The sequence below is a fragment of the Cellulophaga sp. BC115SP genome (assembly GCF_009905545.1).
Classification (GTDB): domain Bacteria; phylum Bacteroidota; class Bacteroidia; order Cytophagales; family Spirosomataceae; genus Flectobacillus; species Flectobacillus rivi.
In genome coordinates, this window is sequence record NZ_JAAALB010000044.1 from 14,997 (window position 1) to 30,819 (window position 15,823).

Sequence of the window (15,823 nt, forward strand, 5' to 3'; positions counted from 1 at the left end):
TGAACCTATAAGGTGTGGATAGAAAAGTAATAATGCAAAATAAAATTGCATTATTACGCTCTAGGTTAAAAGCATTAAGCAGAAATATATCCTTTATTTCTACAAATAACATGTTTTAACTTTTAGCTTATGGCATAAAGCCCACAGCGCTAATATTTATCCCTTTTTTTAATTGATAGCTTAATCCTTTAAGCTAAGTGAATTGCTATGAAAAAAATATTGACTACTTGTATCGCTATTTGCTTGACTTGGACCGTAAATGCGCAGTTTAATCCTCAAAAAGAAATTGATTATTGTGCGACACAAGCCTTAAAAACTATCAACGCTTTACCCGCCGATGGTCAAGGGAATAATATCCCAAGAAGTATCGAGAAGGATAAAACAGCTTGGCGACTTGTAGATTACAAAGATTGGTGCAGTGGTTTTTGGTCTGGCGCTTTATGGTATTTGTACGAGGGCACCAAGAATCCTCTTTTTAAAGAGCAGGCCGAAAGATTTGATAAACAATTAAAACCTTTATCCCAAGAAAAGGCCTACGATCATGATCTTGGCTTTCAGATTTTTTGTAGTTATGGCAATGGGTATCGCTTAACGGCTAATTCTACCTATAAGAAGGTGATTCTCGCTACTGCCGATACATTGGCAACGCTTTATAATCCCAAAGTAGGGACGATTTTATCATGGCCTCGAGAAGTGAAAAAATTTGGTGCACATAATACCATCATCGACAATATGATTAACCTAGAGTTGTTGTTCTGGGCGGCTAAAAATGGAGAGAATAAAAAGCTCTACAAGATAGCCGAGCAACATGCACTAACTACTATGAAAAATCATTTTCGTGATGATTACACCTCGTATCATGTGGTGCTGTATGATTCGTTGACTGGGAAAAAAATCAAAGGAATGACCCATCAAGGTTATGCGGATCATACCATGTGGGCACGCGGACAATCTTGGGCAATTTATGGTTTTACCATGTGTTACCAATTTACTAAAAACCCTCAATTTTTAGATTTCGCTCAGAAAGTGACCGATGTGTATTTAAAAAATTTACCTGATAATACCTTGATTCCCTACTGGGACTTCAATACGCCAGAAATTCCGAATACGACCAGAGATGCTTCTGCGGCTGCCGTAACTGCATCGGCGTTATTTGATTTAGCCAACTTTGTGAAAAGTCCACAAAAGAAGGCTTTGTATTTAGCCAAGGCTAAAAAAATGGTAGAAAGTTTATCGTCTGCCGAATATCAGAGTAGAAAAGTAAATAATGCATTTCTGCTACATTCCACAGGAAATAGACCAATTAATGGAGAGGTAGATGCTTCTATTATTTATGGAGATTATTATTATATCGAGGCCTTGTTGAAATACAAGAAATTGCTCAAACATCAATAAATCAATGTCACATAACCTCTGAATATACTTACTCATCTCGTCTATTGGGGTTTTAGATTTACACCTATTTGGATTGGATAGTTTTACCGAATAGACGGATGAGTAACAAACAAAAACAATCATTTCTAACATTATGATAAGAACTCTTACCATGACCCTGTGCCTGTTTTTAGGGTATTCTTTTGCCTTCGCACAGAAAGGTCTTATTCCTCAAACCCTTCAAACCGTCAAATCTCCTGACGGAAAATTAGTTTGTCAACTTTATCAAAAATTGGATAAAAAAGGGCATAAAGCAATTTTTTATACCCTTACCTACAATAGTACTCCAATCATCTTGGAGTCAGAGCTAGATATTCAGTTAGACAATCATTTATCTGAATTAGCCATGGCATTGAAGGTAGATAAAACTACCAAATGGTGTGAAGATATGGAGTTTCTCAGAGCGAGTTCATCTGTAGTAGATTCAGTTTGGAAGCCTTTGTATGGTGAACGTTCTGTGATAAAAAATCGCTATTCTGCTGCTACGATCGCTTTTCAAAAAAGTAGCAATCATGATTATAAAATGGATATTCAGGTGAGATTGTACAATGAAGGGCTAGCTCTCCGCTATTTCTTCCCTGAAAATCCGAAAGGCTCTTATTACCAGATTACAGCCGAGAATACAGAGTTTTCGCTTCCTGCTGGAACAACGGCATTCTATACACAATGGGCACAAGGCAAATATCAAGAGCTTCCGTTAAAAGACTGGGTGGATTCGGGAGAAAGACCGATGCCATTGAGACTTGCGAATGGTTTGTGGGCGTGTTTGGCAGAAGCCGAAATGGTGAATTACGCTCGTGGAAAATTCGCTTTATCCAAAACCAAAAAGAATACCATTCAAACGAGCTTGTACGGAGGAGTAGATGCTATTACCTATTTTGGAACGCCTTGGCGAGTAATCATGGTAGCGGAGTCGGAGGGGCAACTCATCGAAAATAATGATATTCTTTTGAACCTAAATCCTGCCAATAAAATTGCCAAAACAGATTGGATTAAGCCAGGGAAAATTATTCGTGAAATGACTTTGACCACACAAGGCGCCAAAGATGCGATTGATTTTGCTGCGAAAAATAACCTCCAATATATTCTGTTTGACTGGAAATGGTATGGGCCAGCCTTGACTTGGGATACTGATGCGGCCAAAGTGGTAGCACCTATTGATATGCCTGCTGTAGTGGAATACGGAAAGCAAAAGGGTGTTGGAATTTGGCTGTATGTAAATCTTCAATCTTTGGTTAAACAAGCAGATGAGATTTTCCCGCTTTATAAAAAATGGGGTATTAAAGGCATTAAGTTTGGGTTTGTACAAGTGGGTTCTCAACATTGGACAACTTGGGTAGAGGAGGCCATAAAAAAATGTGCTGCCAATGATTTAATGGTAAACATACACGACGACTGGCGACCAACTGGTGAGATGCGAACTTATCCGAACCTCATGACGGCCGAGGGTATTAGAGGAAACGAAGAAATGCCGGATGCTTCTCATAATGTAATGCTTCCTTTTACCAGATATATTGGTGGCGCGGCGGATTATACGATTTGCTATTACACCAATCGAATTAAGACTACCCATGCTCATCAGTTAGCTATGGCAGCGGTTTATTACAGTCCAATTCAAACGCTGTTTTGGTACGATAAACCATCACAAAGTAAGGATGAACCTGAATTAGAGTTTTGGCGAAAAATCCCAACTACTTGGGATGAAACAAAAGTAGTAAATGGTAAAATGGGTGAATATATCACGATTGCTCGTAAGTCAGGAAATGATTGGTTTTTAGGATGTATGACTAACAACGCTGCCCGTAAGCTGACGATAGACTTTAGTTTTTTAACTGTAGGTAAAAAGTATAAAGCTCATCTCTATTTTGATGATGCAAACGTAAATACTGCTACCAAAGTAGGGATGAAAACTATTAGCGTGGATTACACAAGCAAACTGGAGGTGGATTTGTTGGCATCGGGTGGATACGCCATTTGGTTTGAAGAGGAAAAATAGTTTAGAGAAACAGGTTAATTATGAAACATATAGGTGTTGATATTGGAGGCTCGCATATTACGGCAGCCCAAGTTGATTTACAAAAAGGAGAGGTCGTTGCTTCTACCTTATCAAGAGCAAAAGTTCATCCACATGGTAGTGCTGAAGAAATTTTGAGTATTTGGGCAGAAACAATCAAGCAGGCATTACAGGGCTCAGAAGATGGTCGAATTGGTATCGCGATGCCAGGTCCATTTGACTACCTCACAGGGATTTGTTTGATGAAAAATGTCAATAAATACGAATCGCTGTATGGACTCAACATCAAACAAGAACTCTCAGATCGATTGGGGATTGATGTGCAAAATATCGTTTTCCGCAATGACTCAGAAGCCTTTTTAGCTGGCGAAATGCGTTTTGGAGCAGGTAAAGGTTTGGAAAAAGGAATAGGTATTACGCTTGGGACAGGGCTAGGTACTTCCATTTATCAAAATGGCGAAGCGCAGGATATGGCTTTAGGTATTAATTATCCTATGCTGGAGGGCGTAGCCGAAGATTATATATCCACTCGTTGGTTTGTGGATACTTATCAGTTAAAAACTCAAAATTCCATTGAAGGTGTCAAACAATTGGTACAATTATATCCTTCTGATGTGATTGCTCGTAAATTATTCGAGGATTTTGGTCAAAATCTATCTTCATTCATTCATGGTTTTATCAAACGATTCGAACCAGAAGTTATCATTATTGGAGGGAATATTGCCCACGCCTCAGAGAAGTTTTTCCCAACCATTATTCAACAATTGGCAGCATACAACCCAACGATTCAACTACATAAAGCTATTTTAAACGAAGAAGCATCACTTTTAGGTGCCATTAGCCATAAATGATTAATGAATTAATCAAACATTATTGCTATCGGTTTCTGTCCTAAAGCACACCAAAATCATGTCCAAAATTAAAGCCTCTTTAACGGAGCGAACGTACTTAGTTACCTTCGCTTTCGTTACCTCATTGTTTATGCTTTGGGGAATTGCACACGCCATGAGCGATGTATTAAACAAACATTTTCAAAATGTACTTCAAGTAAGCAAAGCCCAATCTGGTCTCATTCAATTATCCGTTTTTGGTGCGTATGCCATCATGAGTATTCCTGCTGGACTATTCATGAAGCGATTTGGGTATAAAGCTGGCGTATTGTTTGGCTTAGTCCTGTTTGCTTCGGGCACGTTCTTATTTGTTCCTGCTGCGAATGCCGAATCTTTCGGAATGTTTCGATTGGCCTTATTCATTTTAGGTTGTGGAATGGCGACGCTCGAAACGGTAGCACATCCCTTTGCAGCCGCTCTTGGCTCGCAAGAAACCTCAGACCAACGACTCAATTTCTCCCAATCATTCAATGCTGTCGGAACGATTATTGGTCCTGCTATTGGATCCTATTTTCTATTGAGAGCTAGTGGAAATGAGGGAAATGATTTAGGTTCTGTAAAAAGTCTGTATGTTTCCATAGGAATAGCCATTTCTGTTGTTGCCGTATTATTCTCTTTTATTCAAGTGCCTAATTTAGAGGTTGGTCATCATGGTACTGAGTCAGATACTACGGAGGAAGAGACTCCATTATGGAAACAAAAACATTTTATCTGGGCAGTCGTCGCACAGTTTTTCAATGTTGCAGCCCAAGCAGGAACATGGTCATTCTTTATTAATTATGGACATGACGTCATGGGCTTTTCTGACGAACAAGCTGCTAATTACATGATTGTTTTTATGGCAATGATGGCGCTTGGTCGTTTTGTGGGGACTTTCCTGATGAAATTTATTGCTCCAAACAAGCTCTTAGGAATCTTTGCTACAGGTAGTATCATTGCTTGTCTGGTGGTAGCACAAGCTTGGGGTTGGATTTCTTACAGTGCCTTAATGATGATAAATTTCTTTTTCAGCATCATGTTTCCGACCATCTTTAGTTTAGGATTGAAGAGCCTAGGCAATCATACACAACAAGGCGCGTCCTTTATTTCAATGGGCGTAGTCGGTGGTGCCTTTTTCCCTCTTCTGATGGGATTAGTTGCCAACCAGAATGTCGCTCAGGCATATTATCTACCAATAATCTGCTATCTGGTTATTGCAGTTTTTGCATTTAGGTTATATAAAATAAAAAAATAATACGAATAGGGTATCTTAAGACCTGATTCTTCTCCTTATCTCAGAAACTCAATTCTGAATATATCAAAGTTACTTTTTCTATTTCAGAAAATTGATTTCCCTTAAGCAAGTAAACCTTCATCACTTGTTTAAGGGAAATTCTTGATATATCAATACTCGTCTTAATCTAAAATCAATGGATTCATTCAAAAACCTACTTTTCAAAATAACGCTATTAGGAGGCTTATGCTTTAACGATAAAGCACTTCTGGCACAAAAGCCATTTGTATCAAAAGCGTGGGTGGCCGATAACGGAGATGGTACATACAAAAATCCTGTACTCCATGCCGACTATTCCGATCCTGATGCCATTCGTGTCGGCAATTATTATTACTTGGTTGCTTCCTCCTTCGAAAATATCCCAGGACTACCGATTTTACGTTCCAGCGATTTGGTCAATTGGAAAATTATTGGAAATGCGTTGATAGTTCAAACGCCCAAAGAAGTTTTCGATACTCCACAACATGGAAAAGGGGTTTGGGCACCAGCCATTCGATATAACAAAGGTGAGTTCTTGATTTACTATCCCGATCCTGATTATGGAATTTATGTAATTCGTTCGAAAAATCCAGCAGGACCTTGGTCGACGCCAGTGTTGGTTGAGGCAGGTAAAGGATTGATTGACCCTTGCCCTTTTTGGGATGAGGATGGAAAGGCTTATTTAATTCATGGATTCGCGGGTAGTCGTGCAGGAATTAAGAGTTTTCTTGTCCTAAAATCATTGAGTGCTGATGGCTCGAAAGTACTGGATGCTGGTAAAATTATCATTGATGGACATGAAACAGACCCAACTTTAGAAGGACCTAAAATCTATAAACGAAATGGTTTTTATTACGTGTTTGCTCCTGCAGGTGGCGTGGCTACAGGTTGGCAATTGGTATTTCGTTCCAAAAATATTTATGGACCCTACGAAAGAAAGGTTGTGATGGATCAAGGTAAAACGGCAATCAATGGTCCTCATCAGGGTGCTTGGGTGAGTACACCAACTGGAGAAGATTGGTTTTTACATTTTCAGGATAAAGGCGTATTTGGTCGAGTGGTACATTTGCAACCTATGTCGTTCAACAACGCTTGGCCAGTCATTGGCACAGACCCCGATCATGATGGCAAAGGTGAACCTGTTACCACTTACAAAAAGCCCAAAAGTACCCTTCCAACGGTTATAGAGACTCCACAAGATACCGATGAATTCAATTCGCTCGATTTGGGTTTACAGTGGCAGTGGAATGCCAATCCAAAGGTCACTTGGGCATTTATGTATCCTAGCAAAGGTTCTCTTCGCTTGTTTACTGATAAAATTCCAGCTGGAGAAAACTTGTGGTGGACACCTAATGTACTTCTTCAAAAGTTTCCTGCTCCTGTTTTTACGGTTACCACCAAGTTGCAATTTACCCCATGTGAAAGGTTAATTAATGAAAAAGTAGGCTTGACTATTTTGGGTTTTAGCTATGCCAATATTGCCTTAAAATCGGCAAAAGATGGTGTTTGGCTCACCTACACTACTTGCAAGGATGCTGACAACCACAAGCCAGAAACAGAAACCAAAATCAAATTGGTCGATCCCAAGCAGGCTATTTATTTGAGGCTTGCTATGAAGGATGATGGATTATGCAAGTTTAGCTATAGTCAAGATAATCAGAATTTTACAGAAGTAGGGGAGGCGTTCCAATCAGAAGTTGGACGTTGGATAGGCGCTAAATTTGGGTTGTTCGCAACGCGTGAAGATACCATTAATGATGCAGGATTTGCTGATTTTGATTGGATAAGGGTTGAAAAATAAAACAGTAACTAAACATTTTTCTTGAGTAAAATAGATGAAGCATTATAAAAGATTAGTTTTCCTTTTCTTCCTCAGTACGCTGATGGGAGTGAGTGCTTTGGCACAGAAGCATCAAAAATTGTTTTTTACGCCAGAACGAATTTCGTTCTTAAAAAAACGAATTGAAACTGATGCGGAGGTTCGTAAAAACTGGGAAGAAGCACTGGCAGTCGCTAAGCATCAACTTGAAAAGCCTGACTTGGATAAAATTGATTATTTGAGTCTTGCTTACCTTATGACGGGTGAGCAAGTTTATGCTGACAAAGTAAAAGAACAACTTTTGAAACTTTGTACCAAAAGCACATGGTCGAATCCTGAAATGTTGAAACGCCAACCAGCTTGGTCGTCCGATTTGCGAACAGCAGGTAATTGCTGGATTGTGACAATGGGCTTAGAGGGCGTCTATGACCAGTTGTCGAAGGACGATAGAAAAATTATTGTTTCAGGCTTGATGCGCATGGGTATTCGTCCTGCTTTGGACGAGTGGTTTTTGCCTGAAAAGAGAATCCATACGCTCAACTCTATGGGTCATAACTGGTGGTCATCTTGTGTATATATGGCTGGTGTGGCGTTACTTTCGGTGAAGGATGAAGTTCCAGAATCAGCTCAATGGCTCAAAGATTTGAGTGCTTCTGCCGAAGAATGGTTTGGTTTTACGGGAGATCAATTACAGCATAAAGTCAAAACTTGGGATGCGAAAGGTGGAATGTATGAAAGTGTAAATTACGCTTCTTTCGGCGTTTCAGAGTATCTTTTGTTTCGTTTGGCTTTTCAAAATGTTTTGCCTAAAGTAAAACAACCTGATATTCCTTTGCTCAAAAATATTCCCTCCTTTTTTATGAATGTGGGTTATCCTCGTGATGGAATGATGTACTCGTTGACTTTTGGGGATAGTCATAAAAATATCGTAGGCGAACGACCAGTCAAATTGCTATGGGCATTGGGCTACCAAGATCCCAATGCTTTGTGGTATTTGAATAATATCGAAACGGGACAGCATCGTGAAGGTCTGGCAAAAAATGCGCCGATGGGCTTGATTTTTCATCCTGACTTTTCTAAATCGCCTGAATTACCCAATCTTCCAACTTCGCAATTATATGAAGATATGGATTGGGCAACGCTCAGGGATTCTTGGAAGAAAAATTCGACATTGTTGGCAGTAAAATCTGGTCATACATGGAATCACTCTCATGCCGATGTCAACTCTTTTTTGCTTTTTCACAAAGGCGAATTTGTTATCAAGGATGCAGGGCATAGCTGGTATGCCTCCAAAGAATATCCAGCCTATTTTTTTCAAAGCCCTGCGCACAACGTCTTGACTTTTAATGGAAAATATCAACCAACAGAACAACAATATCATGGAGCACCGCTCCGTGGCGAAATGTCAGAACTGTTAGACGCTGGCGATATTAAATATGTGATGTCGAACGGTACTGGACCTACGTCGTGGATTTACTCTCGAAATTTTCGCCATTTTCTATGGATAGGTAAAGTCATTTTAGTCATTGACGACGTGAAAGCGCATGAAACAGGAAAATTTGAATGGTTATTGCATCCTGCTGGCGAATCTCAAAAAGTGCGTGGAGATATTAGTATCGTCAACAAAAAAGGAGCGGTATTGGTCAGACCACTTTTTCCAGAAACCTTAGTTGAAACAGGTTTTAACCATGATTTTCCTGAAAAAATGACGCTTAATGAAATCCTTGCCCCGAATGAAGAAAATGTAAAGGAGCAAGAAAAGTATTACAGTATTGGTTATCCAGAGCAAGTGCGTCAAACCAAATTTATCACCGCTATTATTCTTAAAGATTCCATCAACGATACCAATATTCCAGTAATTGAAAGAATGACAGGAGAGGATATGATTGGGGTGAAAATCAAGCAAGATGGTAAAGTCACAGATGTGTATTTGAATCTCAAAGCTGATGGTAGGTTGATGCACCTCAATAGTATCAAAACATTTGGAGGATACACAACTGACGCCTACTTAACGGCAATTTCGTATCCTGAAAATGCGCCTAATACCATTTCAAGCTATTTTATTGGATACGGAAGCTTTTTAAGAAAGGATACTATCAGCTTGTTTAGTTCATTATCTAAATTGTCATTAGTGGTCAAAGAAAAGGATGCCAAATATGATATCCAAGTGACTGGACAGCCATTGATTCGTGCAACATTTTCAGCTTCTGAAAAACCCATAAATTTAAGTGTAAATGGGCAAATGCAGAAAGTAGACTTTCAAAAAGGAAATTTTTCTATAAATTTACAGAAATAGAAGTGTTAAAAGTTTCTTTTGATGGTAGGTATTCTGTGAGTATTTCAAAACAAAAGAAACTTTTACCAATATGAAAAACTCCATTTTTTATAAGTTAGTGGACAAAATTAAAATAATTTTACCTCCATTAAGCACTAAGCTGTAAGCTAAAAGTTGAAAAGTATTTCTCATGAAATAATCTAAGCTTTTTTGCCTAACGCCTACGGCTTACAGCCTAAAGCATATTAATGCAGCTTTATTTTGCATTAATACTTAAATTAAGCCTATGAATTAATAAAGATTGATAAACCAAAACTATGAATGTCTAAACTTTAACTATTTTCTATGAAAGTGAATGAAAATATACCTCGTGATGAAGCTCTATTAAGTGAATTATGGTTGCGATTTAAACAGGGAGATGGAGAGGCTTTTGACCAAATTTTTGCTTTACGCTATCGCGAGCTTTTTAATTACGCCACTCGCTTCACCAAAGACCATGAGTTTATTAAAGATTGCTTACAAGATTTGTTTCTCGAAATGTGGTCGCATCGTGAAGGATTAGTTGAAAATCCTTACGTGACGGTCTATTTGATTAAGGCGCTTCGAAATAATTTGTTTCGAAAACTGAAGCTAGAGAAACGACTTGGTGCACCCACAGACCTCAATGACGAACTTTATTTTTTAAGTGATGGTCAATCTATGGAATCAGAATGGATAGCCGCCGAGTTGTTGGATGAAAATGAACAAAGTATTCGCCAGGCAATTTCACAACTTTCGAAGCGACAGCAAGAAGTAATTTTTCTAAAGTACTACAAAGGGCTTTCCAATGAGGAAATAGCCACAATTATGGATATTGAAAGACAAACTGTTGCTAACTTTTTGCATCGTTCGCTCACGAATCTCAAACGCAGTTTGTTAATGGTGGCAGAGTTTTTACTACTTCCATTTATCAAGTTTTTATATCTTGACTTTTAAACAAATCACTCTTTTTTAACCTTACACGCTTGTAGTGTAACCTCCTCCTTATGTCTTTTTGTTGACCGAAGCTTGGCTTTGGTTATTGTCGTTTTAGCGAGTTTCATCAAAGAAAACCTTGATGTTAGACGGAGTAGTGAACGTAAAAAGAACTACTTACGATTCAGTAAGGGTACTTTTTATAGCCTAACGACAGTAAAAGGAGATTAATAATTTATAAGGTCAATTTTTTTACAAAAAAAATCATTACAAAAGGGTATCAATAATTCAATAGCTACTATATCATACAAGAAAGGCTAATAACACAATTTTATCTATGCAGAATTATATAGAATTTACGGTAAAAGATTTCATGTTAGATGATGCCTTTTGTCGATGGGTAATACAGAACTCAGAAACGGATAATCATTTTTGGAACAACTGGTTACTTGAAAATCCACACCAAATCAAAAATGTAGAAACTGCCAAAGAAATTATTAAAAAGATACGTGCCGCCCATGAAGAAATTTCAGAAAGCGATTTGAATGCTGAAATTAGAAGGTTTTCAGATAGCAGAAAACTGTTGTCTGTGACACCTCAAATAGATTCACCAAAAGGACGTTTGATCGATTTTGCCAAATTATGGAAAGTAGCTGCCGTATTTTTAGTAGGAGTTTTTGGAGTAATATATCTGTCAAAGCAAACAGGTATCGATGAGTTTAGTTTTCAGAAAACCGCCTATAAAAAACGAACTGACGACAAGAAAGAGGTATTAGAAGAAGTCATTAACGACTCCGAAAAAACAAAGCTCGTGGATTTACCCGATGGCAGTCAGGTAACCCTATCAAAGCATAGTCGTGTTAGTTATCCGAAGTCTTTTTCGGCTACCCAACGAGAAGTTTATTTGAGTGGAGAGGCTTTTTTTGAAGTATCCAAAAATCCTCATAAGCCTTTTGTGGTTTATGCCAATGAGCTAGCAACAAGGGTTTTAGGGACCAGCTTTACAATTAGTTCTTATGATAAAGAAGAAGAGGTAAAAGTGATCGTAAAAACAGGAAAAGTAGCAGTTTTTCCTTTGAATAACGAAGATGAAGTATTAGAAAAAAAGCCAGAGGTAATGCTTACACCCAATCAGAAGGTGGTTTTCAATCGAGTAGATAACCAAATGAAACGGTCGATTGTCGCAACTCCTGAGCCTCTCAAAAGTATCGTGCCAACTAGTAAATATTTAGTATTCGAAAATACACCTGTTACACAAGTTTTTGAAAAACTGTATGAACTGTATAACATTCCAATGGTGTACGATAATACATTAATGGTCAATTGCCGAATCACGGCAGAACTTGGAAATCAACCATTATTTGAAAAGCTCGATTTGATTTGCAGAGCAATCGATGCCAAATATGAAGTGATAGATGGACAGATCGTGATTCATGGAAAAAAATGTAACTAGCCTTCAAATAGTTCTATACCAGTTTCATTACCCATTTCAACAAAAAAGTCGAAGGTGTAGCAGCACCTTCGACTGAGGTTTCCCTACATGTTGCGCTAACAACTTCCGACCTACGCTAATAGGTTGGGCAGGGATTTTTTTGCTAAAACTTAACAAAAGACAAAACAAGTTATGAAAAAATTTACGAAACAAATTAAGATTTTGTTGAAAATCATGCGCTTTTCTCTTTATCAAGTTCTGTTAATACTCTTTTGTACAACCTTTGCGATTGCACACAAGAATCATGGGCAAGAGTGTTTGAACCAAAAAATTGTTCTTCATTTGGAGAATAAACCTTTGGATATGGCTTTACGTCAAATCAAAAAAAATGCGCCTGTGAGTTTTATCTATAGTCCTCAATTGATTGGTTCTGAACGAAATGTAACAATCGTGGCACAGAATGAATCCATTAAAAATGTGCTGTTTAAACTCCTTGCACCCCTAGGCATCGATTATGAAGTTTCGGGAAACACCATTATATTAAGTAAGGCAAACAAATCGCTCTTTACCTCAATGCTTTCGTTGAGACCTATGTTGATTGATTATATTTATGAAAAATCAGTAACAGGCTTGATCTTGGATGAAAAGAACCAACCAATGCCTGGTGTAAATATCTCGATCAAAGGAACTTCAAAGGGAGTATCTTCAGATGCAGACGGTAAGTTTTCGATACAAGTACCCAATAGCAGCGCTGTGTTGGTGTTTTCGTTTGTGGGCTACAAAACGCAAGAAGTTTCGGTGGGCAGTCGCTCAAAAGTTGAAGTCATAATGCAAGTCAACAACCAAGCGCTAGACGAGGTTGTAGTGGTAGGTTATGGGGAGCAAAAAAAGGAGAGTGTAGTCGGAGCTATTACTACGGTGAAAATGGCTGACATTAAATCTGCCGCTCCACGTTCCTTGAATAACGCTTTGGCTGGTAAAGTAGCAGGGGTAATCGCAGTTCAACGAAGTGGCGAGCCTGGCTATGATGACGCCCAATTTTGGGTACGCGGTATCAGTACTTTTGGCGCTGGTGCTTCGCCACTGGTATTGGTAGATGGGGTAGAAAGACCAATTAATAACATAGAACCAGAAGAAATAGAGTCTTTTTCAGTCTTGAAAGATGCCTCGGCAACGGCAGTTTATGGTATTAGAGGTGCCAATGGCGTTATCTTGGTGACTACTCGTAGGGGAACAAATGACAAGCCTTCCATTAGTTTTAAGTATGAGACAGGCTCAAATTCGCCAACGATGCTACCACAAATGGTGGATGGACCAACTTATTTGAATCTTTATAACGAAGCTCAGTTAGCTTCTAATCCTAATTTTGTCACACCATATACTCCTGAGATTATTGCCAAATACGCTTCTGGTACTGATCCTTATCTTTATCCTAATGTCAACTGGATAGATTTATTGGTGAAAAAAAATACACCTACCAAACGTGCCAATTTGAATATTTCGGGTGGTTCGCCCAATGCTAAATACTTTGTGTCGGCAACCTACTACGATGAGGAGGGAATCTGGAAGGGTGATAATCTTAACCGTTACAATACCAATGCAGGATTGAAACGCTACAACTTCAGAGCAAATACCGATGTGAAGTTAGGTAAAACTACTGAATTAAAATTGGGCTTGGGCGGTATTTTGATTACGGCAAATTACCCAGGTGTTGGTGCGCCAACCATTTGGAGCGATGCTCTCTTTAATACCCCAATAGGTTATGCACCCACTTATCCATACAATAATCCTGCGGGGTTTGTGTATGGCGGTGTCAATGGTATTACGAATCCTTACCAGTCTTTAACAGGAAAGGGTTTTGCCACAGAATGGAGAAATAATATCCAATCAGATTTGACGCTTAATCAAGATCTTTCGAGTATTACTGAAGGTTTGAAGGTTTCAGGAAAGTTTGCATTTGATGGATATAATTACCACTTTATTCAGCGAACTCGTTCTGCGGTAGATACTTACACTGCTCCCACAAGAGATGCCAATGGTAACTTATTACTGACTAAGTTGGTAAATGGTAATGCTGATTTGGGCTTTACAAAATCTTCTGGCGGAAATAGACGTATATACATGCAAGCTAACTTGAATTATGACAGAACCTTTGGCGGACATACAGTAAGTGGATTGATTTTGTACAATCAGCAAGATTATCAAAATGCCGATGCTACCGATGCTATTAGCTCTTTGCCGTTCAGGTTGCAAGGTTTGGTAGGTCGCTTGTCTTATAGCTATCAATCAAGATACTTTCTGGAATTTAACGCAGGGTATAATGGTTCGGAAAACTTTGCCAAAGGACATAGATTTGGGTTTTTCCCTGCTGTAGCAGCTGGTTGGATTGTTTCACAAGAACCTTTTTTCAAAGACAATGACGCTATTCAGTATCTCAAAGTTAGAGGGTCGTACGGACTCAAAGGGAATGACCAAATTGGTGGACGCCGATTTGCTTATCTCACTACAGTAGGCGGTGGAAATGGAGGCTATACTTTTGGACAAGATGTCAATAATGGTTTTGGAGGTAGAGGAGAAGACCAATGGGGGGCAGATTTGACATGGGAACAAGAAACTGAAACTAACGTCGGTCTCGAACTACGATTCCTCAGAGGTTTTTACTTACAAGCAGATGTTTTTAAGAGAATCAGAACGGGCATTTTTATGCAAAGAAATTCATTGCCAGCTATTTTAGGACTTCAAAATAACCCATGGGGAAATATCGGAGAGTTTGAAAATAAAGGAATTGACGCCAATATGGAATACAACAAAAAAATTGGCAAACTCAACCTTGGCTTGAAAGCAAATGTAACTTATGTGAAAAATACACTCCTCAATGACGATGCTCCCGACTATAAATATACTTATCAAAATAGAAGAGGAAAGAGGTATCAACAACCATTTGGTTTGATAGCAGAAGGATTGTTTAAAAGTGAGGACGAAATTACGACTTCTCCTAAGCAAACTTTTGGACCAGTTAGAGTTGGAGATATCAAGTATAAAGATGTCAATGGTGATGGATTGATAGATTCTTATGATGAAGTAGCCATCGGAAATCCTCCAACGCCACAATTGGTTTACGGTTTCGGAACAACACTTGGTTTTAAAGGCTTTGATGTTTCTGCATTTTTTCAAGGTGCAGGTACTATGAGCTTTATGTTGGGTGGGGTAGGTATTTACCCTTTTTCCGAAGGTGGTCTGCGAGGCAATGTTCATGTGAGTGCTTTGAGCCGTTGGACGCCAGAAAATCCAAGCCAAGATGTAGTTTATCCTAGACTATCTTTTGGCACAAACTCTAACAATTTCCGTTCGTCATCATGGTGGTTAAGAGATGCCACATATCTACGCTTAAAGACGGTCGAAATAGGATACACGATTCCGAAAAAACTTACTCAAAAACTAAAAGTGAATACTTTACGCTTTTATGTCGCAGGGTTAAACCTATTGACCTGGAGTGGATTTGATTATTGGGATCCAGAGTTGGGTAACGGTCGCGGAGCTGTGTACCCGATTCAAAAAAATATCAATGTTGGAGTAAATATCAGTTTGTAGGCTATTCCAGACCACAAATGAAAAAAACAATTTGTTCCAAATCTAATGCTAAAACTCATTCATGATAAGGAGTAGGGAGGATTAGAATAATAGTGTGTCTGTGGTGTAATCTAGTCGTAATGTTTTGATTATGAATTACTTCAGAAAATGGATATACTATTA

General features: G+C 38.7%; 9 protein-coding genes. All 9 read left to right on the top strand.

Annotated features, from left to right (window positions below; genetic code table 11):
• Positions 1-207 precede the first annotated feature (207 nt).
• The 9 genes from GVN22_RS22195 to GVN22_RS22235 all read left to right on the top strand — a co-directional run bounded on the left by GVN22_RS22195 (position 208) and on the right by GVN22_RS22235 (position 15,661).
• A complete protein-coding gene (locus GVN22_RS22195; protein WP_166553207.1) occupies positions 208-1,395 on the top strand; it encodes a glycoside hydrolase family 88 protein in 1,188 nt (395 codons plus the stop codon).
• 133 nt (positions 1,396-1,528) lie between these two features.
• Positions 1,529-3,430, top strand: coding sequence for a glycoside hydrolase family 97 protein (locus GVN22_RS22200; protein ID WP_240915741.1), 1,902 nt, complete (start codon positions 1,529-1,531; stop codon positions 3,428-3,430).
• Between the two features lie 20 nt (positions 3,431-3,450).
• The gene (locus GVN22_RS22205) at positions 3,451-4,299 is read left to right on the top strand and encodes an ROK family protein (RefSeq protein ID WP_166553208.1); all 849 of its coding nucleotides are present in this window, start codon (positions 3,451-3,453) and stop codon (positions 4,297-4,299) included.
• A gap of 58 nt (positions 4,300-4,357) precedes the next feature.
• Positions 4,358-5,572 carry an L-fucose:H+ symporter permease gene (fucP, locus tag GVN22_RS22210; protein ID WP_166553209.1) on the top strand — a complete coding sequence of 405 codons (1,215 nt, stop codon included), beginning with the start codon at positions 4,358-4,360 and terminating at the stop codon, positions 5,570-5,572.
• 175 nt (positions 5,573-5,747) lie between these two features.
• A complete protein-coding gene (locus GVN22_RS22215) occupies positions 5,748-7,391 on the top strand; it encodes a glycoside hydrolase 43 family protein (protein ID WP_166553210.1) in 1,644 nt (547 codons plus the stop codon).
• A 34-nt stretch (positions 7,392-7,425) separates the two neighbouring features.
• Positions 7,426-9,705 carry a heparinase II/III family protein gene (locus GVN22_RS22220; protein WP_166553211.1) on the top strand — a complete coding sequence of 760 codons (2,280 nt, stop codon included), beginning with the start codon at positions 7,426-7,428 and terminating at the stop codon, positions 9,703-9,705.
• Positions 9,706-10,029: 324 nt separating this feature from the next.
• The gene (locus GVN22_RS22225) at positions 10,030-10,659 is read left to right on the top strand and encodes an RNA polymerase sigma factor (RefSeq protein ID WP_166553212.1); all 630 of its coding nucleotides are present in this window, start codon (positions 10,030-10,032) and stop codon (positions 10,657-10,659) included.
• 316 nt (positions 10,660-10,975) lie between these two features.
• Positions 10,976-12,091: a FecR family protein gene (locus GVN22_RS22230; protein WP_166553213.1), complete on the top strand. Its 1,116-nt coding sequence runs from the start codon at positions 10,976-10,978 to the stop codon at positions 12,089-12,091.
• Positions 12,092-12,262: 171 nt separating this feature from the next.
• Positions 12,263-15,661 (top strand): TonB-dependent receptor, encoded by a 3,399-nt coding sequence (locus GVN22_RS22235; protein WP_166553214.1) that lies wholly within the window; start codon positions 12,263-12,265, stop codon positions 15,659-15,661.
• The last annotated feature ends 162 nt before the right edge of the window (positions 15,662-15,823 follow it).